The 19,845-nt window shown below is 68.4% G+C and carries 20 protein-coding genes and 2 pseudogenes; 3 read left to right on the top strand and 19 right to left on the bottom strand.

Annotated features, from left to right (window positions below; genetic code table 11):
- Positions 1 to 351 precede the first annotated feature (351 nt).
- The 4 genes from htpG to OHU89_RS48410 all read right to left on the bottom strand — a co-directional run bounded on the left by htpG (position 352) and on the right by OHU89_RS48410 (position 4,138).
- On the bottom strand, positions 352 to 2,253 hold the full coding sequence (gene htpG, locus OHU89_RS48425; protein WP_405652763.1) for a molecular chaperone HtpG: 1,902 nt from the start codon (positions 2,251 to 2,253) through the stop codon (positions 352 to 354).
- A gap of 105 nt (positions 2,254 to 2,358) precedes the next feature.
- Positions 2,359 to 3,111, bottom strand: a complete 753-nt coding sequence (locus OHU89_RS48420; RefSeq protein ID WP_405652761.1) for a DUF4097 family beta strand repeat-containing protein — start codon at positions 3,109 to 3,111, stop codon at positions 2,359 to 2,361.
- Positions 3,112 to 3,115: 4 nt separating this feature from the next.
- Positions 3,116 to 3,541: a hypothetical protein gene (locus OHU89_RS48415; RefSeq protein WP_405655003.1), complete on the bottom strand. Its 426-nt coding sequence runs from the start codon at positions 3,539 to 3,541 to the stop codon at positions 3,116 to 3,118.
- Between the two features lie 135 nt (positions 3,542 to 3,676).
- On the bottom strand, positions 3,677 to 4,138 hold the full coding sequence (locus OHU89_RS48410) for an ArsR/SmtB family transcription factor (protein WP_405652759.1): 462 nt from the start codon (positions 4,136 to 4,138) through the stop codon (positions 3,677 to 3,679).
- A gap of 85 nt (positions 4,139 to 4,223) precedes the next feature.
- Here OHU89_RS48410 and OHU89_RS48405 point away from each other — a divergent pair, with 85 nt between their 5' ends.
- A complete protein-coding gene (locus OHU89_RS48405) occupies positions 4,224 to 4,847 on the top strand; it encodes a DUF6000 family protein (RefSeq protein WP_405652757.1) in 624 nt (207 codons plus the stop codon).
- Between the two features lie 96 nt (positions 4,848 to 4,943).
- Here the strand turns inward: OHU89_RS48405 and OHU89_RS48400 are convergent.
- The 9 genes and pseudogenes from OHU89_RS48400 to OHU89_RS48360 all read right to left on the bottom strand — a co-directional run.
- Positions 4,944 to 5,225: pseudogene (locus tag OHU89_RS48400) on the bottom strand (nuclear transport factor 2 family protein); the annotation flags it as partial.
- An 18-nt stretch (positions 5,226 to 5,243) separates the two neighbouring features.
- A complete protein-coding gene (locus OHU89_RS48395; RefSeq protein ID WP_405652755.1) occupies positions 5,244 to 6,458 on the bottom strand; it encodes an RNA-guided endonuclease InsQ/TnpB family protein in 1,215 nt (404 codons plus the stop codon).
- A 127-nt stretch (positions 6,459 to 6,585) separates the two neighbouring features.
- On the bottom strand, positions 6,586 to 6,750 hold the full coding sequence (locus tag OHU89_RS48390) for a hypothetical protein (RefSeq protein WP_405652752.1): 165 nt from the start codon (positions 6,748 to 6,750) through the stop codon (positions 6,586 to 6,588).
- A gap of 150 nt (positions 6,751 to 6,900) precedes the next feature.
- Positions 6,901 to 7,593: a response regulator gene (locus OHU89_RS48385; RefSeq protein WP_405652750.1), complete on the bottom strand. Its 693-nt coding sequence runs from the start codon at positions 7,591 to 7,593 to the stop codon at positions 6,901 to 6,903.
- The gene (locus OHU89_RS48380) at positions 7,590 to 8,936 is read right to left on the bottom strand and encodes a sensor histidine kinase (protein WP_405652748.1); all 1,347 of its coding nucleotides are present in this window, start codon (positions 8,934 to 8,936) and stop codon (positions 7,590 to 7,592) included. The genes OHU89_RS48385 and OHU89_RS48380 overlap by 4 nt, the downstream gene beginning before the upstream one ends.
- Positions 8,937 to 8,943: 7 nt before the next feature.
- The gene (locus tag OHU89_RS48375) at positions 8,944 to 11,193 is read right to left on the bottom strand and encodes an MMPL family transporter (RefSeq protein WP_405652747.1); all 2,250 of its coding nucleotides are present in this window, start codon (positions 11,191 to 11,193) and stop codon (positions 8,944 to 8,946) included.
- Between the two features lie 202 nt (positions 11,194 to 11,395).
- Positions 11,396 to 12,305, bottom strand: a pseudogene (locus tag OHU89_RS48370) (MerR family transcriptional regulator).
- 154 nt (positions 12,306 to 12,459) lie between these two features.
- Entirely contained in the window at positions 12,460 to 12,933 is a 474-nt protein-coding gene (locus OHU89_RS48365) for an ArsI/CadI family heavy metal resistance metalloenzyme (RefSeq protein ID WP_405652745.1), read from the bottom strand.
- Between the two features lie 54 nt (positions 12,934 to 12,987).
- Positions 12,988 to 14,204 (bottom strand): IS3 family transposase gene (locus tag OHU89_RS48360; RefSeq protein WP_405652743.1). Its coding sequence is split into 2 segments (ribosomal slippage): positions 12,988 to 13,922 and positions 13,922 to 14,204, totalling 1,218 coding nucleotides; the frame shifts between segments, so codons are not numbered across the junction.
- On the opposite strand from OHU89_RS48360, the gene OHU89_RS48355 reads away from it, so the two are divergent.
- A complete protein-coding gene (locus tag OHU89_RS48355) occupies positions 14,203 to 14,547 on the top strand; it encodes a hypothetical protein (protein ID WP_405652741.1) in 345 nt (114 codons plus the stop codon). The genes OHU89_RS48360 and OHU89_RS48355 overlap by 2 nt on opposite strands.
- 310 nt (positions 14,548 to 14,857) lie before the next feature.
- On the opposite strand, the gene OHU89_RS48350 is transcribed toward OHU89_RS48355, so the two are convergent.
- The 5 genes from OHU89_RS48350 to OHU89_RS48330 form a co-directional block, all read right to left on the bottom strand.
- Positions 14,858 to 16,075 carry an amidohydrolase family protein gene (locus tag OHU89_RS48350; protein ID WP_405652739.1) on the bottom strand — a complete coding sequence of 406 codons (1,218 nt, stop codon included), beginning with the start codon at positions 16,073 to 16,075 and terminating at the stop codon, positions 14,858 to 14,860.
- The gene (locus tag OHU89_RS48345) at positions 16,072 to 16,335 is read right to left on the bottom strand and encodes a GAF domain-containing protein (protein ID WP_405652737.1); all 264 of its coding nucleotides are present in this window, start codon (positions 16,333 to 16,335) and stop codon (positions 16,072 to 16,074) included. The genes OHU89_RS48350 and OHU89_RS48345 overlap by 4 nt, the downstream gene beginning before the upstream one ends.
- On the bottom strand, positions 16,254 to 16,505 hold the full coding sequence (locus OHU89_RS48340; protein ID WP_405652735.1) for a hypothetical protein: 252 nt from the start codon (positions 16,503 to 16,505) through the stop codon (positions 16,254 to 16,256). The genes OHU89_RS48345 and OHU89_RS48340 overlap by 82 nt, the downstream gene beginning before the upstream one ends.
- On the bottom strand, positions 16,506 to 16,778 hold the full coding sequence (locus tag OHU89_RS48335; RefSeq protein WP_405652732.1) for a hypothetical protein: 273 nt from the start codon (positions 16,776 to 16,778) through the stop codon (positions 16,506 to 16,508). It lies immediately after the preceding gene.
- A 79-nt stretch (positions 16,779 to 16,857) separates the two neighbouring features.
- Positions 16,858 to 18,027, bottom strand: coding sequence for an RNA-guided endonuclease InsQ/TnpB family protein (locus OHU89_RS48330; protein ID WP_405654224.1), 1,170 nt, complete (start codon positions 18,025 to 18,027; stop codon positions 16,858 to 16,860).
- An 11-nt stretch (positions 18,028 to 18,038) separates the two neighbouring features.
- Here OHU89_RS48330 and tnpA point away from each other — a divergent pair, with 11 nt between their 5' ends.
- Positions 18,039 to 18,467 (top strand): IS200/IS605 family transposase, encoded by a 429-nt coding sequence (gene tnpA / locus OHU89_RS48325; protein WP_266898953.1) that lies wholly within the window; start codon positions 18,039 to 18,041, stop codon positions 18,465 to 18,467.
- Between the two features lie 269 nt (positions 18,468 to 18,736).
- On the opposite strand, the gene OHU89_RS48320 is transcribed toward tnpA, so the two are convergent.
- Positions 18,737 to 19,693, bottom strand: a complete 957-nt coding sequence (locus OHU89_RS48320; RefSeq protein ID WP_405652730.1) for an alpha/beta hydrolase — start codon at positions 19,691 to 19,693, stop codon at positions 18,737 to 18,739.
- Positions 19,694 to 19,845: the final 152 nt, after the last annotated feature.

Here is a 19,845-nt window from a genome sequence, read left to right as displayed (position 1 = left end):
AAACCCGACACCCTCTGTCGTCATTGACGAAGCAGCCGTGAGGTTGCTCCGCGCGGGTCACGCTCGGTGCTGCGTGGACGGCAACAGGTGGGGCACGAACGCCGGGACATGTTCATGTATTCGCGGTTGCTTGACGAGCTGTGATGCCGTTTATCGATCGATACAGTCTTTCGCAAGGGTGACGGGAGCCCCGGAGTGCGCGACGTTCTCCAACCCTCGCGCGGGTTCTCGAATGACACCCGGCGCGGCAACATCGGGCATGTGGAGGAGCCCCATGGCTCCTCCACAACGGCGGCCCCGCCCCCGGCGGCCGGGAATGCAACCGCCGTGCAGCGTCGACGACCTCCCGGCTCAGCGGAGCGTGCGCTCCAGCCGTTCCGCCACCAGCTTCACGAACCGCGCGGGCTCGTTGGGCTGTCCGCCTTCAGCGAGGACGGCAAGTCCGTGCAGGAGTTGGGCGGTCTCGGCGAGCTCCGCCCGGTCCTCCTGCTCCGCGTGGGCCTGGCGCAGGCCACGGACGAGCGCGTGAGCGGGGTTGAGTTCGAGAATCCGCTTGGTGACCGGCACCTCCTGGCCCATCGCCCGGTACATGTTCTCCAGCGCCGGAGTGAGGTCATGGGCGTCGGAGACGACACACGCCGGTGACACGGTCAGGCGGGTCGACAGCCGGACGTCCTTGACCTCCTCCCCCAGTTGCTCCTTCATCCACTCCAGCAGGCCGGCGTAGCTCTCGTCCTGCTCATCCCCTGCGCTGTCTTCCTGCTCGCCGCCTTGGACGTCGAGGTCGATCTCGCCCTTGGCGACGGATCGCAGTTGCTTGCCCTCGAACTCGCCCACGGCGTCGACCCACACCTCGTCGACGGGGTCGGTCAGCAGCAGGACCTCGACGTCTCGGGCCTTGAACACCTCCATGTGCGGGGAGTTCTCGATGCTCTGCCGGGACTCGCCGGTCAGGTAGTAGATGTGCTCCTGGCCGTCCTTCATCCGCTCCACATACTGCTGGAGCGTCGTCGGCTCATGTGCCTCATGGGTGCTGACGAAGGACGCGACCGCGAGGATGGCGTCGCGGTTGTCCGGGTCGCCGAGCAGTCCCTCCTTCAGTACGGCGCCGAACTCACGCCAGAACGTGGCGTACTTCTCGGGGTCGCGGGCCTTCATCTCCTTGACCGACGACAGGACCTTCTTGGTCAGCCGTCGCTGGATCATCCTGATGTGGCGGTCCTGCTGGAGGATCTCCCGGGAGACGTTGAGCGACAGGTCCTGCGCGTCGACGACGCCCTTGACGAAGCGCAGGTACGGCGGCAGCAGCGCCTCGCAGTCGTCCATGATCAGCACGCGTCGGACGTAGAGCTGGAGACCGCGCCGGAAGTCCCGGGTGAACAGGTCGTGCGGGGCGTGGGCCGGGAGGAACAGCAGCGACTGGTATTCGAAGGTGCCCTCGGCCTGGAGCCGGATCGTCTCCAGAGGGTCACGCCAGTCGCGGCTGACGTGCTTGTACAACTCGTGGTACTCATCCGCCGAGACCTCCTCGCGAGAGCGTGCCCACAGGGCCTTACGCGAGTTCAGCGTCTCCGGCTCGGTCGTCTCCGCGCCATCACCGGCCTGGGGGACGAGGCGGATCGGCCAGGTGATGAAGTCCGAGTACCGCTTGACGATCTCCCTGATCTTCCAGGTGGAGGTGTAGTCGTGCAGCTGGTTCTCGGCGTCGGCGGGCTTGAGATGGAGGGTCACGGACGTGCCCTGGGGCGCTTCCTCGACCTTCTCCAGCGAGTAGGTGCCCTCGCCGCGGGACGACCAGCGCGTGCCGCTGCTCTCGCCGAGGCGCCGGGTCACCAAAGTCATCTCGTCGGCCACCATGAATCCGGCGTAGAACCCGATGCCGAACCTGCCGATCAGCCCCTCCGCGCCGGCCTCGTCCTGGGCGTCCTCCAGTTCCTTGAGGAGGGCGGCCGTGCCGGAGTTGGCAATGGTGCCGATCAACGTGCCGACCTCGTCGTACGACATCCCGATGCCGTTGTCCCGCACAGTGAGCGTACGGGCCTTGGGGTCCACATCGATCTGGATGTGCAGGTCGGACAGGTCCACGTCGAGACCGTCGTCGCGCAGAGCGGCCAGGCGCAGCTTGTCGAGCGCGTCCGAGGCATTGGAGACGAGCTCCCGCAAGAAGACGTCCCTGTTCGAGTAGACCGAATGAATCATCAGCTGGAGGAGCTGACGGGCCTCTACCTGAAACTCAAACGTTTCGGTGGACATGGTTCGCGTGTCCCTCACAGGTCCCTGAGTCGCGGAAAACGGGCGACAGTCACTTTAAAACACCACGTCAGGGCGTTTCACGTGAAGCTGGCAGCTCGTCACACCTCAGTCCCGGCGGGCCGTGACGTCACCGTTGACCGTGGTCAGGGTCATCAGGCGTTTTCGGTCGGCATCCTGAGCGTGGACATCGGTCGTGGTGCGCCCGTTGTCGGTGCTCATGATGACGCGGTAGGCCGGGGCATCGTGGGGGACGGTGACATCGACCGAGCCGTTGACGGTCCTCGCGTTCACACTCGCGGGTGCAGCAGCGCACTGCATCACGACATCGCCGTTGACGGTGCTCGCGTGCAGCCGGCCGGCCTCGAGCGATGCCGCGCGCACCGATCCGTTGCGGGTGGACAGCCGCAACGGGGCGTGCTCCTGACCGGAGTGGGTCACCGTCACATCGCCGTTGACGGTCGTGACGTCCAGCGCGGCAGCGACGTCCACCACGTCGACGCCAGCATTGCGGGCGGTGACAGTGACCTTCGCACCGTCGGGAATCTCGACGTACGGCATCCGTGGACAGCCATGGTCGTCGTGGTCGGCGCAGTCCAGGTCCAGGGTCCAGCGGTCGCCGTGGTGGGACCAGTGCCCGTCGATCCGGTCGTCCACGCTGATGTGGTCGCCGTCGGCTGGGCGCAGCCGCAGTCCGTTGTCGGTACTGATCAGCACTTCGCCCCCGGACGCCGCCGCACGCAGTGCGTTGTCGGCGCGGGACGCGTCAGTGCCACCGCCGCCGCAGAAGCCCGCGAACGGCAGCGCCAGCAGCAGCAACAACGTCGGAGGCACGAGGTGCCGTGGGGGCATCACTTTCATGCCCCTACGGTTTCCCCGCATCGACGCGGCCATGGCGGCGTGCACGGTGCCGGCTGGACGGATCTCGGTCGGTCTCATCTGCCCCCGCGTCAACCCGTCGCCCTGCACGAGGCTCTGCCCGCCGGCTCCTGCCTGCTCTGCTGGCCCCATTTCTCGGGGCGGGTTTCGGCCAGGGTATTTCGCGACCGTCCCAGCCCAAGATCGTGGGGCTCGGTGAGGATGCCGCCCGGTGGTTCCTTCTGCAGGTCACCCTGCCTTCGGGCCCCAGACAATCGCGCCCATCGCGGCGGCCAGGGACTGGAGCCGGGTGAGGAGCCGCTGCCAGGTTCCGTTCCGCTGCCAGCGGCGGAAGGTCGTAGACCCGGTTCCACGGCCCGTACTCGACGGGGATGTCCCGCCACGGAACTCCGGTCCGGACCGGGAACCGTATACCGTCGATCAGCTGCCGCCGAGGCCCGACGGGTGGTCACCCTGCTCTGGCACCCTTCGGCAACAGCGGTTCCAGCTCCGCTGCGCAGCTTCGCGCCCCAGCGGAACATTGCCCGGCCAGGAGGCCGGTCCTGCTCTATCGGCGGGAGGAGTTCCTGATGACCTGGTGCCCTCGCCGCCCACGAACCGGCGGGACGCCGGTCGTGCCGTGAGAGGAGCGCGCGGCATCGACTGGCGGGCCGTGGCCGGAGTTGGCGGCGAGCAGGTCGATACCCAGCGGGGTGAGCGAGTGCACTACCGTGTTGCGATCTCGAACCGACGCGAGCAGGCCCGCCTCGCGCATGATCCTTGCGTGCTCGCTGGCGGTCGCCGCGCTCACCCCTATGCGGCGGGCCAGTTCTGTGGTGGTGCAGCCGCTCTCCACCCTTCGCAGGACGGCCGCCCGTCCCCTGCCCAGCAGGTTGGCCAACGGCCGCTCCCTGGACGGGCCGCCGTTCTGCCCCTCCCACCAGCTGGCGCTGCGTGCCACCGGGTAGGTCAGCACGGGCGGCAGAGTGGGGTCGACCAGGGCTACGGCACCGCCTGCATCCACGAACACGCCTGCTTCTCTGAACTAGCGATCGCTACTCGGGGCTCTGGGTAAACCGCTGGCAGCTGGGTCCTCGGCGGGCAAAGATGCAGCCATGCGCCATGCCAACACGGACCCCGAGCTCATGGACCTGGTCCGACGATTCGTCACGCCCGGCCGCCGGTACATGCGGCTGGGTGGAAGCTCGCTGCAGTTGAGCGGGCCTGAGCGCGACCTGTTCGTGAGGGAGCTGGTCCAGGCTGCCGGGGAGATCACTCCCGCTGGGCTCGGCATCCTTCTCGAAGGCGGTTGGCGAGAGTGTAGGACTGCCTCCTGGCTGATTGCTGTAGCCGGCAGGACCGAGTTCCGCAGCCGCATCGGCGAACTCCTGCTGGCCAGCGGAGGCCCCTACGGCGGGGCCTACTGCATCACTCTTGCCACCATCGGCACCAGCGCGGACGCCGATCTGGTCTGCAGATACCTTGATCGCTACCTGCCTCAACCCGAGCTCGCCTACGACCGGACCTTTGCTCTCAGCACACTGCTTCACCTCGATGCCGTCCTTGGAACCGAGCGAGCATCCCCATACCTTGCCGCCGGCGGCCTGTGGCAACAGTGGACCGATGCCACGCCGAATACGGTGTGGCATCCGCAGGAGTACCGGCAGGTCGTGGACCAGCTCTGTTCCTTCGCCAGCGAGTGCGCTGAACTCTTTACCAGAACGCAAACCAGGCACTGAGCCCTCCCGGCCCCACCGAAGAACGGCCAACCTCGACAGACCCCGCTCGGACACACGATCGTCCATCGCGCGAGATCGACGAGGAACTCGTGAATCTCAGTCCGGGGCTGCCGCCGTGATGTGACTCAGCACGCACAGCCAGCGGCCGTTCCGGTTCACGAACACATCGGTCGTCCACTCGTCGGCGTCGAAGCGGCCCTTGTAGTGGGCCGTGTTCGTCACCCGCCCCGTCAAAACCGCGGTATCGCCGTACACCCGGATCCTCGGCCGACTGACGCTGGCCATCGCCGAGTGGGTCAACTCCCCGGGCTCGACGAGCGAGAGGAACTGCTCCTTGGCGGAGACGCCCGACGCGGAGACGATGACCCACTCATCGGCCTTGACTTCCTCCCCCGCCTAAAGGCGGGGGATTCCAGCGGTCGCCCGCTGGGGTTCCTGCTTCACCGACGACCGCCCCGTCCGGGAGGACTCCCGTTGAGGTCTTACACCGTCTCCACAGGCAGACGCCGCCAGCCCGGCGGCCAGGATGTTGCGTGCCGCGTTCACGTCGCGGTCATGCACCGCGCCGCAGACGCACGTCCATTCGCGGACGTTCAGCGGCAGTTTCCCGCGGACCGTCCCGCAGTTCCCGCACAGCTTGCTGCTGGGGAAGAAGCGGTCGAACACGACGAGCTCGCGCCCGTACCAGGCGCACTTGTACTCCAGCATGAAGCGCAGCTGCGTCCACGAAGCATCGGAGATGGCGCGCGCGAGCGTGCCGTTCTGCAGCAGGTTGCGGACGGTGAGGTCCTCGATCACGACCGTTTGATTCTCACGGACGAGTCGAGTCGACAGCTTGTGCAGGACGTCACGGCGCCGGTCGGCGATCCGCACATGCACACGGGCGACCTTGCGGCGGGCCTTCTCCCGGTTCGCCGAGCCCTTCGCCTTGCGCGACAACTCCCGCTGCGCGCGGGCCAGGCGGGCGCGGTCACGCCTCTCATGCTTGGAGTTGGCGACCTTTTCCCCGGTGGACAGTGTCACCAGGGAGGTGATCCCAGCGTCCAGGCCGACGGCCGCCGTGGTGGCAGCGGCCGGGGCGATGGTGTCCTCGCACAGCAGGGACACGAACCAGCGACCCGCCGCGTCACGGGACACCGTCACCGTGGTCGGCTCCGCGCCCCCGGGCAGCGGACGCGACCAGCGGATGTCCAAGGGCTCCGTCATCTTCGCCAAAGTCAGCGCTCCGTCGCGCCATGTGAAGGCACTACGCGTGTACTCGGCCGACTCCCGCGACTTCTTGCGGGACTTGTAGCGCGGGTACTTCGCACGCTTGGCGAAGAAGTTCCCGAACGCCGTCTGCAGATGACGCAGCGCCTGCTGCAGCGGGACCGGGACCGAGGACACCTCCGTCAAGAAGGCCAGTTCCTCGGTCTTCTTCCACTGCGTCAGCGCGAGCGATGACTGCACATAGGAGATGCGGCGCTGCTCGCCGGACCAGGCCCGAGTCCGCTCCTCCAGCGCCTTGTTGTAGACGAGGCGGACACAGCCGAACGTGCGCGACAGCTCAGCCGCCTGCACGCCGGTGGGGTAAAAGCGGTACTTGAACGCCCGCTTGACCTGCCGCGTCACGTCTCACACTCTATCAACTTCCGTGTGGGCAGCGGGTGTCGGCAGGTGGACGGCGCACACCGGTCCGCCCTGGCGGCGGACCGGATTCCCCTGCCCTGCTCCGCAGGAGCTTCGTTTCCTCCCCGGCCTAAACGCCGGGGTATCCACGAAGGAGAACACCGATGAAGCCACCGATCCGGGTGGCGTCGTTGGAGACGACGGCTTCCGCCCAGTCCTTCGCGAGGGTGATGAGCCGGGTGTGGACAGGGTCGCCCTCGGGACCCTTCCAGGGAGTGCCAGCGATGTCGCCCATCGTTCGAATCTAGTGCGGAATGCCGGCTGCCGCTGTCTGTCACGCCGACGACCGGCGCCCGCGCGGAGCACGGAGTGTGCAGAAGCTCGGTACAAGGCGCAGGCCGCCCGCCCCCAGCCCGTGCACCCTCACCAGCGCCTCCGCCGTGGACTACGGCAGACGACCGGTGCCGTCGTCGGGGGTAGCGTGGGCCAGGCCCGTCCGGTAGGCGATGACGACGAGTTGGGCCCGGTCGCGGGCCTCCAGCTTCGTCATGGCGCGCTGCACGTGGGCGCGGACGGTGAAGGGGCTGAGGAACATCCGCTCGGCGATCTCCTGGTTGGACAGGCCGGTCGCGACCAGGGCCACCATCTCGCGTTCGCGCGGGGTGAGCAGGGCGAGTTGTTCGGCGTGCTGCGGCGAGGGCGTGTCCGGTGTGGCCAGGAAACGGGCGACCAGGGAGCGAGTCGCGGCCGGGGACAGAAGAGTGTCGCCGTCGGCGATCGTACGGACGGCGTCCGCCAGGTCCTCGGCCCCGATGCCCTTGCCGATGAAGCCGCCGGCCCCCGCGCGCAGCGCCTGGGCGACGTATTCGTCGGTTTCGTACGTGGTGAGGATCAGGATGCGGCTGGCGCGCAGTTCCGGGTCCGCGCTGATCTCCGATGTGGCGGTGAGACCGTCCACCTCAGGCATCCGGATGTCCATGATCACCACGTCCGGGTGCAGCTCCCGGGTGAGTCGCACCGCCTCCCTGCCGTCGCCGGCCTCGCCGACCACGGTGATGTCGTCGGCGGTGTCGAGGAGCATGCGGAAGGCACCGCGCAGCAGAGCCTGATCGTCGGCGAGCAGAACCTTGAGCGTCACGACGCGTCCCCGGTCTCTGCGTCGCCGGTCCGTCCGTGGCCTGTCGTTCCGTCAGTCATTGGCCCCTCGATGGTTGTTGCTTCGTCAGTGTTCCCTGTCGTATCGCCCCGTGTGGTGTCCTTGGCGGGCGGCAGGGGCAGCTGGGTGGAGACGAGGAAGCCGCCCTCCGGGCGCCTGCCCGCGGAGAGTTGTCCTCCGACCGCGGTGGCACGTTCCCGCATCCCGATCAGGCCGTAACCGGGCGGACGGTCCCCTACGGCGGACGCCCTCGGCCCCGTGGGCGCGGGAGGCGCCGTACGCGCGCCCCCTCCGTCGTCGGCGACGGTGATGGTCACGCGATCGCGGCCGAAGGCGAGGCGCACCCGGGCGCTGCCGGTACCGGCGTGCTTGGTCACGTTGGTCAGGGCCTCCTGGACGATGCGGTAGGCGGTGAGGTCCACTCCCGGCGGCAGCGGCCTGGCCGTGCCCTCCTGGTGCACCGTCACCTCCAGACCCGCGCGGCGGAAGGACTCCAGGAGCGTGGAAAGCCGGGACAGGCCGGGCGCCGGTTCGGCGGGCGTGGCCGCGTCCCCGGACTGACGCAACAGACCTACCGTGGCCCGCAGTTCGTCGAGCGCGTGGCCGGTGGTCTCGACGAGTTCCCTGAGGCTCGTGCGGGTCTGTTCCGGGCGGGTGTCGAAGAGGTGGGCGGCGACCGTGGCCTGCGCGTTGGCCAGGGTGATCTGATGCGCTACGAGGTCGTGCAACTCCCGGGCGATGCGCACCCGTTCCTCGGCCACTCTCTGGCGCGCCTCGCTGTCCCGGCTCTCCTCGGCCCGCCGGGCCCGCTCCTCCACGGCCGCCAGGTAGGCCCGTCGGTTCCGTACCGAGTGACCGAGTACTCCGGCCACCAGCGGGAACGCCGCCACCGCTCCCACCCTGCTCGCATCTTTCCACGAGAGGGCCCCGAACAAGGGGGTGGAGGCGACCAGCAGTGCCGCGGAGATGAGCAGCACCGCGCCCGCCGCGCGCCGTTCGTTGCGCACGGTGAGCGCGTACGAGTAGGCGGTGATCACGGCGGGGGCCACGATGAGCGGGCTCAGCAGGAGGCCGAGTACGGGCCCCAGCACCCCGCAAGCGGTCGTGACCACCATGGCGGCCAGGGGCGTCCGGTGCCGCACCGGCAACGCGGCACAGGACACCACGGCGATGAGGTAGGCGGCGGCGGACGGCGGTGACAGCGTGCTGCCGTCGTCCTGCACCACGCCGCCGAGCAGGCAGAGCGCGAACGCCGCCGCCGTGACCGCTGCCTCCCGCCACCACGTGACGCGTGATCGCGGGCCACCGCCCCCCGTGTGCGTCATGGTCGGCTCAGTGCTGCTGCCGGCCGACGGGGAGCCGCCGCACCGCCGCGTCCGGGTCGGTGGCGGGGGCCGGGACATGCCTGCTCAGTTTCTCGCCCTCGATATCCACATTCGGCAGCACACGGTTCAGGATACGAGGTAGCCACCAGGCCCGGTGGCCGAGCAGTGCCAGGACCGCGGGCACGATCGCCATCCGGACGACGAAGGCGTCGAAGGCGACGGCGGCGGCCAGCCCGACGCCCATCGTCTGGATGGTCGGGCTGCTCATCCCTACGAATCCGGCGAACACGCTGATCATGATGATCGCCGCCGCGGCCACCACCCGTCCGCTGTGCCGGAACCCGCTGACGACCGCCTCGCCGGGGGACGCGCCATGGGCGTAGGCCTCCCGCATCCGGGCGAGGAGGAAGACCTCGTAGTCCATGGCGAGGCCGAAGACGATGCCGATGATGAGAATCGGCATCAGCGACATGACCGGTCCGGTCTGCTCGATGCCGAGCAGACCTGCCGCCCAGCCCCACTGGAAGACCGCGACGAGCACGCCGAAGGCGGCACCCACCGACAGCAGGAAGCCGAGCGCGGCCTTGACCGGGACCAGCACCGAGCGGAAGACCACCGTCAGCAGGAGCACCGCCAGTCCGATGACCACGGCCAGATAGGGAATGAGGGCGTCGGACATGGCTTCGGAGATGTCGATGTTCATCGCGGTGGTGCCGGTCACCAGCACGGCGGCGCCGGTGTCGGCCTCCACGTCGGAGACCGCGCCCCGGATCGCGTGCACCAGATCCTTGGTCTCGCCACTGTTCGGCGCGGTCCGCGGTACGGCGGTGAGGACAGCTGTGTCCTTGGTCCGGTTGAGAACGGGCTCACCGACCGACGCGACCCCGTCCACTCCCCGTACGGTCTCGACGACCCGGTCCGTGGTGGCCCGGGCGTCAGCGGAGTCCGGCATGTCCACGACGACGGTCAACGGGCCGTTGAAGCCGGGGCCGAAGCCCTCCGACAGCAGGTCGTAGGCGCGACGCTGGGTGGTCTGAACCGACTTGGACTCGTCTCCGGGCAGCCCGAGTTCGAGGCTCAGCGCCGGCAGGGCGACGGCCCCGAGACCGAGTACGGAGGCCACCAGCACGGCCGCCGGCCGGCGCAGCACGAACCGTGCCCAGCGGGTGCCGAGCCCGGCCCGGCCGGCCGCGGTGGGCACCCGGTGCGGGTGCTCGTTCTCCGGCCGGCCGGCCTTGCGGACGGCGCGGGACAGGACCCGCCGGCCGAAGAAGCCGAACAGCGCGGGGACCAGGGTCAGCGCGACGAGTACGGCAAGGGCCACGGCGCCCGCACCGCCCATGCCCATCTTGGTGAGTTCGGGGATTCCGACGACCCCCAGCCCGACCAGGGCGATGAAGACGGTCGCGCCGGCGAAGACGACGGCGGATCCGGCCGTGCCCACCGCCCGGCCCGCGGCCTCCTCCGGCTCGCGGCCCTGGGCGCGCTCGTCGCGGAAGCGGGAGGTGATGAAGAGGGCGTAGTCGATACCGACCGCCAGCCCCAGCATCAGCGCCAGGATGGCGACGGTGGACGTCAGGCCCAGCGGAACCGCCAGCGCGGAAACCAGGCCGAAGGCTACGGCCACGCCCACGAAGGCGGTCAGCAGCGACAAACCGGCCGCGACCAGCGACCCGAGGGCGAGGACAAGGACCACCGCCGCCACCGCCACGCCGATGAGCTCGGTCGTACCGCCCAGTTCCTCTTCCGCGTCCAGGGCCGAGCCGCCGATCTCCACGGTCAGCCCCGCGTCCCGCACCTGGCTCGCGGCGTTCTCCAAGGCGCTCTTCGTCGCCCCGGTCAGGTCGACGGCCTCGGCGGTGTAGGTGACCGTGGAATAGGCGATGGTGCCGTCCTCGCTGACAGCGCCGGTCTCGTACGGGTCGGTCGTCGACGCGACCTGATCGCCCCCGTCCAGGGAGCCGAGCGTGTCCTCGACGGCCGCCTTGTGCTCTCTGGCCGTCACCCGCTGCCCGTCCGGGGCCTGGAACACCAAACGGGCCTCGGCACCCTGGGAGTTGCTCTGCGGGAAGCGCTCGTCCAGCAGGTCGAACGCCTTCTGCGACTCGGTGCCGGGCATGGAGAGGTCCTCTTCCTCCCCGGCCGGCGCCACGGCGGCGCCGACCACGGCCAGCACCAGGACACCCAGCCACAGACCGCCCACGAGCCGGCGCTGCCGGAAGGCCCACCGTCCGATCCGGTAAAGAAACGTCGCCACCTTTGATCACTCCAGACGCCGTAAGGCAAGGGGGAACGCGTGAGATTCACGCGCCACCCACACTTCTCTCCGGCGCCCTGCCGGGCATCGTCCTCCGCCGCCGTCCTCCCCTGGTGCATCCGGACCAGGCACTCACGTGTCCTGGTGCGTACGCACTACGGGCCGGTCCGGGCCGGGCATGGCTTGATTCTGGAATTCGATGTCAGGTCTGATCCGCGGCGCGCAGGGCCCGCGCCAGCCATTCCAGCTCCTCGGTCGCGTCGGCCGACGAATTCTGCCCGCGCACCCGGGCGACGAGCCTGCGGTAGTGCTCCGCTCCTGCCTCGATCCCGGCCTCCAGACTGCGCAGTACGGCGGCCCTATCGGTGTCACGGAACAGTTCGGACAGCACTTCGGCCGCGGCCGGCCCCTCGGGAGGGGTCCCGCCTTTTCTGACCTCCGCGACGGTCTGCACGATCTGCCGGGCCCACCAGATGGATGCCCCGGCGGGACAACCCTGCCCCGGTACGGGCGTGTTGAGCTTCATCCATGTGCGCAACCGGGCGCGGAACCCGTGGTCCCGCACCAATTCGCCCAGTTCGATCCAGGCGTCGACCTGCTCGGGTGTGGGATCGTCGTGCAATTCGATGCTGATGGTACGCATGCGGTCGCGCAGGTGCGGGTCGTCGAGGCCGCCGAACACCTCCTCCTTGAACTCGTCGATGATCTGCTCACGTTCGGCGGCGGAAAGCCGCGCCAACCGGTTCATCAGCGCTGTCTCCTCAACGGTCGAACCCCGTTTCGCCACGGTGGACAGGACGGCCCGGCTCACCTTGAGGGAGCGGATCTGCGCGTCGAGCGCGGCCACATGCGCGTCGGCGACCTCGGCGACCGTGGTGCGGCCGCTCAGGACCGCGGCACACGTCGTCGAGTCCAAGGCCCAACTCCCGCAGAGTGCGAACCAGTTCGACGCGGGCCACGGACTCGGCGTCGTACAACCGGTAGCCGCCCGCGGAGCGGCCCACAGGCGGCACCGCTCCCTCGTCCGACCAGAAGCGCAGGGTGCCCACCGAAAGTCCGGTGCGGTGCGCGAGCCGGCCAATGGTGAGCACGTCGGGGCGTTCGTCGTCCATGCGTCAGATCCTGAACCCTCCGGCGGGTAGAGACTCAAGCGCCTCAGTGCGGGGGCGGCCGTCGGGGGTGCGAAGGCGGCAGGGAGACGCGGGCCGTGACCGGTCCCCCGTCCCGGCCACGGCCCCGCTGGTGTGGTGGTTGGCCATCGGCGGATCAGCAGCAGCCGCCCACGACGGACGGCTCCTTCGCGCCGACTTCTACGGCCGCGTCGGCCGGACCGGTGGTGCAGCAGGTGCTGCCCTGTTGCTTGGCCAGGGAGTCGGCGTCGGCCTTGACGACGTACGCCTCCCAGGGTTCCTGGCCCGGGCCGTGGACCCAGACCTTGTCCTGGAGGGCGTAGCAACAGGTGCTGTCGTTCTCCACGTCTGTGGCCAGGCCGGCCTCGCCCATCCGGGTCGTGGCGGCATGCGCGGCTTCGCTGCTCTCGATCTCGACGCAGAGGAGGTCCATGCGCGTCACCTCGCCCGTCGCGCCCTCGATCAGGACGAGCTTGAGCGGGGGCTCGGCGATGGCGAAGTTGGCGTAGCCGTCGCGGAGTTTGGCGGGCTCGGTGCCGAACAGCTTGCCGTAGAAGGCGACCGAGGCGTTGAGGTCGGGAACGCGGAGGGCGAGCTGTACGCGGGACATGACGAACCTCCTTGTGAGCTTGTCCCGCTTTGACAGACACCGTCGGTGTGGTGGTCAGGCTGTGAGTGCGGTCTCGTATTCGGCAGGACTGCGGTAGCCGAGGCTGCTGTGCAGTCGGTGCAAGTTGTACCAGCCCTCGACGAAATCGAAGATCGCAGTGTGGGCGGCGGCCCGGCTGGGCCAGGAGGTCGTGTCGAGCAACTCCCGTTTGATGGTGGCGATGAAAGACTCGGCGAGCGCGTTGACGTAGGCATCTCCGACTGATCCGATCGAGGCGGCGATGCCGGCGGCGTCCAGGTGCTCGGCGAGCCGGAAACTCGTGTATTGACCGGCGTCCGAGTGATGGATCAACTCGCCTGGTCGAACGGGGTGTTGGTCGCGGTCGCGCTGCCAGATCGCCATCTCCACAGCGTCCAGGACGAAGACCGTCGCCTTCACGGTGGCCGCGGACCAGCCGACGATCCGGCGGGAGAAGGTGTCCACGACGAAGGCGATGTAGACGACACCGGCCCAGGTCTTCACGTGGGTGAAGTCCGCGACCCAGCAGCGGTTCGGGGCCTTGGCGACGAAGTCGCGCTCCAGGCGGTCGGGAGCCCGTTCGACTTGTCCGCCGGGAAGTGTGGTGATCACCTTCTTGCCGCGGACGGCGCCGGTGATGCCGAGTTCGCGCATGAGGCGCTCGACGGTGCAGCGGGCCACCGCATGTCCCTGCCGGTTCAGCTCGCGCCAGACCTTCCGGGCCCCGTAGACGCGGTAGTTGGACGTGTAGACCTCTTGGATGCGCACTTTGAGTTTCTCGTCGCGCACGGAACGGGCGGAGGGAGTTTCGAGGCGTTTCTTGTAGGCGTAGTACGTGGAAGGGGCGATCTTGCAGTCGTGCCCGGTGAGGGTTCTGCAGATCGGCTCGACGCCGCCGAAGCGGTCCCGGTGCTCGTCGATGAACGCTACGAGCGTGTGTGTGGCCGGTCGAGCTCGGCCGCGAAGAAACTCGCCGCGGCCTTCAGGATCTCGTTGGCCCGCTTGAGTTCGGCGTTTTCCTTCTTCAACGCCTTGAGCTGGGCGGACTCGTCCGTCGTCGTGCCTGGACGAGTCCCCGCGTCGATCTCGTGCTGCTTCACCCAGTTTCGGAGCGTCTCGCGGGAGCCGATGCCGAGCTTGTCGGCCACCGTCTGCAGAGCGGCCGTTTCGTTCGGGTGATCGTCGCGCACCTCAGCGACCATGCGCACCGCACGGCGGCGGAGTTCAAGCGGGTAACGGGAAGGTCGTGCCATGACTCGATCCTTTCATGAAATCGAGTCTCTATTCGAGCCGGGGCGGTTCATCCTGAGCAGCAGCGGCGCGCTTCTCGTGGACTGGGGATGGGCCTCCACCGGCGCCCCCTGGATCGACCCCGCCCTCTGGCTCATCGCCCACGGTCACACCTGCCAGCAAGCCGAAACCGCAGCCGCCGCCCACCCCGCCTGGAAACATGCCCCGCCCCAGGGCCTCGATGCTCTCGCCCGCGCCCAGCACCGACTATGGGATTCCATCGCCGCCCAAAGCCCCGACGACTGGGCCACCCCCATGCAACACGCCGCCCACGCCTGGCACCAACACCGCCAAACACAATCCTGACCCCACCCCACCCCACGCCCCGCGTCCACAAACCCGCTTGGTCAAGGGCCCCGCCGAGCCTAGGGCCACTCGACAGCGAGGGGCAGGACGCTCGAGTCAGCCGCCGTGACATCCACCGCCCAGACGGCAATCCGCGATGCGGGACTGTCAAACGAGTGGCCCTGTCTCACCCCCGACTGCCATGGTCATTCCTCGCCCATGCAGGCCTGACCATCCGCCCACCACACCCACCGAACTTACGAAAAGATCAGTAGTGGGCCCGCGCGTGGATTGCCCGACGGGTGCACACCCGTCAGGGGTGCATCCGGCGTCAGGTTTCGGAAACCACCGCACCGCCCTGGATGATGTGGCGGAACTGCTTCGGCTCCGCCAGAACCCCGAGGTCCGCCAACGGATCTCCGTCCACCACCAGCAGGTCCGCGTGCGCGCCCACGGCCAATGTCCCGATCTCCCCCGTCAGGTTCAGCAACTCCGCCGCCGTCGAGGTTGCCGAGCGGATCACCTCCAGCGGGGTCTGGACCTCGCCGCGCAGGCGGAACTCGTGGTTCTGATGGCGGTGCATCCCGCCCAGCAGGTCCGTCCCATACACCAGCTTCACGCCGCCACGAGCCGCACGCTCCAGGGCCACCATGCCTGCGCCCAAGACCTCGTCGACCTTGCGCCAGCTCGGCTCCGGCAGCCCGTGATCGCGGCCCTCCTCCTTCAGAGCCCAGTACGTCACCAGCGTCGGCACCAAAAACGCCTCGTGGGCGAGGAACAGTGAAACGCTCCGGTCGTCCAGCAGGTTTCCGTGTTCGATCGAACGGACGCCCAGTTCCAAAGCGCGGTTGACAGCTCGGGCGGTGTACGCGTGCGCCGCCACATAGCGGTTCGCCGCTGATGCTTCCTCGACGATCGCGCTCAGCTCCTCAGCCGAGTACTGCGTGGAGTCGATGCGGTCGGTCGGGGACGCGACGCCGCCCGACGCCATCACCTTGATGTGGTGGGCGCCCTTGCGCAGCTCGTCGCGGGCGGCCGCGCGGACCGCGTCGACGCCGTCGGCCACCCGGCCCAGGCCCGCGCAGCACGGGTGGTCGTCCTTCGCATGCGTGCCGCGGGTGCGGGTGTCGCCGTGCCCGCCGGTCTGGCTCAGCGCGCGCCCGCAGAACAGCAGTCGCGGGCCGCGGAACAGCCCCTCCGCCTGGGCGTCGGCGAGGCCGTAGTCGGCACCCGACGCGTCACGGACCGTGGTGAATCCGCGGTCGAGCATCCGGCTCATCGTGCGCGCGGCATGAGCGGCCGCATAGGACGGTGACAACGACGGCAGCGAGCCCAGATCCGCGGTCGACGCCGTGACGTGCACGTGCGCGTCGACCAGCCCCGGCAGCACGACCGCGCCCCGGACGTCGATCGAACGCACGTCGGCCGCGGCGAGACCGGGCCCCGCCTCCACGATCCGGCCGGAATCACACCGAAGGTCGCCTTCGGTGTACTCCCCGTACAGCGGGTCGAGCAGGCGGGCATTGCGCAGCACCAGGGATCCGGTCACCGGTTCTCCTTCTCCAGGTTGAGCAGGGCGGACACGGCCGGCGGCGCGAGCGATTCGGCCACCACCACCGCATCGTCGTCGTAGGTGGCTTCCGCGTCGAGGATGTTGAGCACCCCGAGCGTCCGGCCATCGGCGATCACGGGGACGTTGATGATCGAGCCGCAGCCGAGCCCTTCGATCAGGTTTCGTGGTCGGCGAAGAGCCCCCGCACCGCCGCCGCGTGGTCCGGCCCGAAGTAGGGCTGCTGCGCGGCGATGCACTCCTCGAGCCAGCCGACGGCCACCACGACGGATTTCTCCCCGCCCACCGGGTACTCCACCGGGTGGCGGCTGTGCACCCGCCGCAGCGCTCGGCGCTCCGGCACCCACGCGAGCACCGTGAACATCCGCACGCCGATCGCGTCGCGCACCCGTTCCTTCAGTGGACACACTCACTCCCTCATCTCCTTCACGGCGGCCTTCGGCACGCCGTGTTCGGCCAGTTCCTCCAGGTACCGGCTTGCTGTGGACAGGCCGAAGACGAGCACGCAGAGCACACCCGCCTCCAGGACGGCCGTCGGCAGGCCGAACACGCCGGCGAACCCGAGGCTCGCCGAGGACAGCCCGATGATCGTCGGCGCGAGGATCCTGCCGACCCGGCCGAACGCGCCGGACAGGCCGGTGTCGCTGGCGCGGATCCAGGTCGGGAAGATTTCAGGCGTCAACTTGACCCGGCCCTGAAGGACCGGGCTTGGAGGTAGTGCCCGGCTGGCTGCCGGGTTGGACTCCTCCGTCCAGACACCCCTATCGGGTGGCAGGGACGCGTGACTCACGCCCCGCGTTCCACACGCTCTCGCCACGCGCGGCGATGTTGTGGGAAGCATTCCGGTCGGCGTGGACAACGACCCCGCACCCCCGGCAGATGAAAAGCCCCTGGTCGACACGGTTGCGTTTGTCGACGTGGCCGCACTCGGCGCATGTCTGCGACGTGTACGCGGGATCGACGAAGACCAGGGGCACGCCTGCCCGCTTGGCCTTGTAGACGATGAAGTCTGCGAGCTGGGCGAACGCCCAGGAGTGGAGTGCGACCCGTTGGGGCTTGCGGAGCCGTACCCGGGAGCGGATGCCCTTGAGTTCTTCGAGGGACAGGCCGCGCCCGGTGCGTTCAGCCTCGGTCACGATCGTCTTGGAGATGATGTGGTTCTGGTTGGCGACGTGCCGCGCCTCTTTGCGGGCACGGGCCTTGAGTCGCCGCTGGGCGCTCTTGGTGCGCTTCTTCTGGAGCTTGGCACGCAGGACAAGCTGTCGCTTGCGGTACCTGCCCAGCCCCCGCCCGGCGGCGAGGTAGCCGGTGGACGTGGTGGCGATGTTGGCGATGCCGAGGTCCACGCCGATGAAGCCGTCCGGCCCGTACTGCTCGGCCTCGGGTACCTCGCAGGTGGCGATCAGGTAGAAGACGCCGTCACGCTCGATGAGGTCGGACTCTCCCTGCCGGTGCGCCCGGAGCGTCTTGAGCGCGTCGGCGGAGCAGACAAAGCGGACGCTCTTGAGCCGTCCGGAAGTGGTCCAGATGGACACGGTCTGCTGGTCGTACTGCCAGGAAAGGCACCGGTCGTCGTACGCCTGGGCGGCCTCGGGCCGGAAGACGATCGGCTTGGACTCCGCCTTACGGCGGCGCTTGGAGCCTTCCTTCCCAAGATTCCCGGCCCGAACGTTGGCCTTGAGTGTGGTGTAGGCGTCGCGCACCTTCTTGATGGTGTGCTGCGCGGCCTGCGCCCCGAAGCCCCGGGCCTTGAGTTCGGCGTAGGTGTGCTTGCGCAACTCGTACTCACGCGGAACACCGTGCTCGAACGCCACCTCCGACACCCAGTTCGCGGCGTCGTTGACCGTGCGCAGGGTCGACTCGAGTACCGACGCCTGGATGGCATCCGGCACGAGTTTCACCTGCACGACGATCTTCACGGGAACGAATATAGCATTGCTCTATGTCACCTCGATGGGAACCAAACCCCGATATCCGCAGGGGCCGTAGCGTCGTCTACACCCTTCATGCGCACTTGGTCTTCACCCCCAAGTACCGGCGCGGACCGTTCACCGACGACATCCTCAAGCGCTGCGAAGAGGTCATGCGGGATGTGTGCGCGGACTTCGGCGCGGACCTGCGCGAGTTCAACGGCGAGCGCGATCACGTACACCTGCTGGTGCATTACCCACCGAAGGTCGCCATCTCCCGACTCGTCGGCAGCCTCAAGGGCGTCTCCGCCCGCCGCTTGCGCCAGGAGTTCCCCGGCCACATCCGCCGGTACCTGTGGGGCGAGCACTTCTGGTCTCCGTCCTACTTCGCCGCATCATGCGGCGGCGCACCGCTCGCCCTGGTGAAGGAGTACATCGCGAACCAGAAGCGTCCTGACTGAGGTCAACAGTGCAGACCCGTGCGCCCGCGCGGGTCAGAGCAGCCGAGAGAAGCGATTCCTCCCGGGCGTGAACGCCCGGGGTTCCTCGCTAGATCATGCTGAAGGAGTACACAGCGACCGCCACCACAGCAGCATCACGATCGGCAGCGCGGTGACGAACTGCGCGATCCGCCAGCCGTCGTCGAACGACGGCACGGGGAAATGGCGATCAGGGTGGCCGTCCTGCCGATTTCTGCTGCCTCTTCAGGATCCGATGCGTGAGCGGGGGTTCATCGGGACAGGAGCGTCCTGCGTAGCCAATCGGTACGAGTCTTGAGGGATGCCACGCTCACCCGCGCTTGCGGTGCGAAGGTGGCGAAGCCGTGGAAACCGCCAGCCCACACGTGCAGTTCGGCCAGGTTGCCGGCGGCCCACAGTCGCGATGCGAATTCAGTGACCTCATCGCGAAAGACCTCGGACGAACCTACTTCAAGATATGCGGGTGGCAGCCCGGAGAGATCTGTGGCGCGTGCTGGTGCCGCGTACGCGGAAACCGTTGAGCGCTCCGCCCCCAAGAAGGCGTCCCATCCCATCAGGTTGGAGCCGCGATCCCACAACGAGGTGCCGTCGTAGTCGTGGCTGGAAACGGAGTCATTCCGATCGTCGAGCATGGGTGAAAGGAGGCAGACGGCCAGAGGCGTCTGCAATTCTTCGTCCCGAAGACGCAGAGCGAGTCCGGCCGCCAGCCCTCCGCCAGCGCTGCCGCCCATGAGGATCAGGCTGCTTGGGTCAACGCCGAGCTCCGCTGCATGTTCAACCACCCAGAGCCACGTACGTCGTACATCGTTCGCGGCCGCTGGATATGGGGCCTCCGGTGCAAGCCGGTAATCGATGGTAAAAACCGGCACCTGCAACTGCTCCGCCAAGGTGACGAGGTCGTCCGCGCCGCCTAGCCGATGCCCCATCACCATCCCTCCGCCGTGGATGTAGAACACTCCGCAACCAGCAGCGGTCGACTCCGGCGAAAAGATCGTCATGGCGGATGCGGGACCAGTTTCATCACCTGGGACTTCGATGGTGCGTGCGGAGACTTGGCGCCCGGCGACGAGCTCGTCCAGCTCCGGCACCTGCTGTTCGAAAAGAGACCGCGCAGACGGGACAACGTGCGCGGGCATGGTCGGACCGTAGGTGGCCATGAACTGCTCGGCTGCAGGTTGAAGCTCGGAATCATACGGAACTCGAGTCATAGCGTTGCTCCTTTGTATTCGGTGCGAGCGCTCGGGGCTACGAGTGCTCCCATGAAGTGATCGGGCCGCCGGTCATGGTGATGACCCGGTCGGCTGCCACGGTTCGGGGACCTTCGCCGAGGCCGGCCTCGACCGCTCTGCTCAACTCGGTG

The sequence above is a fragment of the Streptomyces sp. NBC_00019 genome, assembly GCF_045041015.1.
Taxonomy (GTDB): domain Bacteria; phylum Actinomycetota; class Actinomycetes; order Streptomycetales; family Streptomycetaceae; genus Streptomyces.
The sequence above is the reverse complement of the archived record's forward strand: the minus strand, read 5'-3'. Positions and strand labels throughout refer to the sequence as shown.

What these genes read in the sequence shown, in the direction of transcription:
- htpG (WP_405652763.1), bottom strand. Translation starts at nt 2,253, where the DNA reads ATGTCCACCGAAACGTTTGAGTTTCAGGTAGAGGCCCGTCAGCTCCTC.
- OHU89_RS48420 (WP_405652761.1), bottom strand. Translation starts at nt 3,111, where the DNA reads ATGAAAGTGATGCCCCCACGGCACCTCGTGCCTCCGACGTTGTTGCTG.
- OHU89_RS48405 (WP_405652757.1), top strand. Translation starts at nt 4,224, where the DNA reads ATGCGCCATGCCAACACGGACCCCGAGCTCATGGACCTGGTCCGACGA.
- OHU89_RS48390 (WP_405652752.1), bottom strand. Translation starts at nt 6,750, where the DNA reads ATGGGCGACATCGCTGGCACTCCCTGGAAGGGTCCCGAGGGCGACCCT.
- OHU89_RS48380 (WP_405652748.1), bottom strand. Translation starts at nt 8,936, where the DNA reads ATGACGCACACGGGGGGCGGTGGCCCGCGATCACGCGTCACGTGGTGG.
- OHU89_RS48365 (WP_405652745.1), bottom strand. Translation starts at nt 12,933, where the DNA reads ATGTCCCGCGTACAGCTCGCCCTCCGCGTTCCCGACCTCAACGCCTCG.
- OHU89_RS48355 (WP_405652741.1), top strand. Translation starts at nt 14,203, where the DNA reads ATGACTCGATCCTTTCATGAAATCGAGTCTCTATTCGAGCCGGGGCGG.
- tnpA (WP_266898953.1), top strand. Translation starts at nt 18,039, where the DNA reads ATGTCACCTCGATGGGAACCAAACCCCGATATCCGCAGGGGCCGTAGC.
- OHU89_RS48320 (WP_405652730.1), bottom strand. Translation starts at nt 19,693, where the DNA reads ATGACTCGAGTTCCGTATGATTCCGAGCTTCAACCTGCAGCCGAGCAG.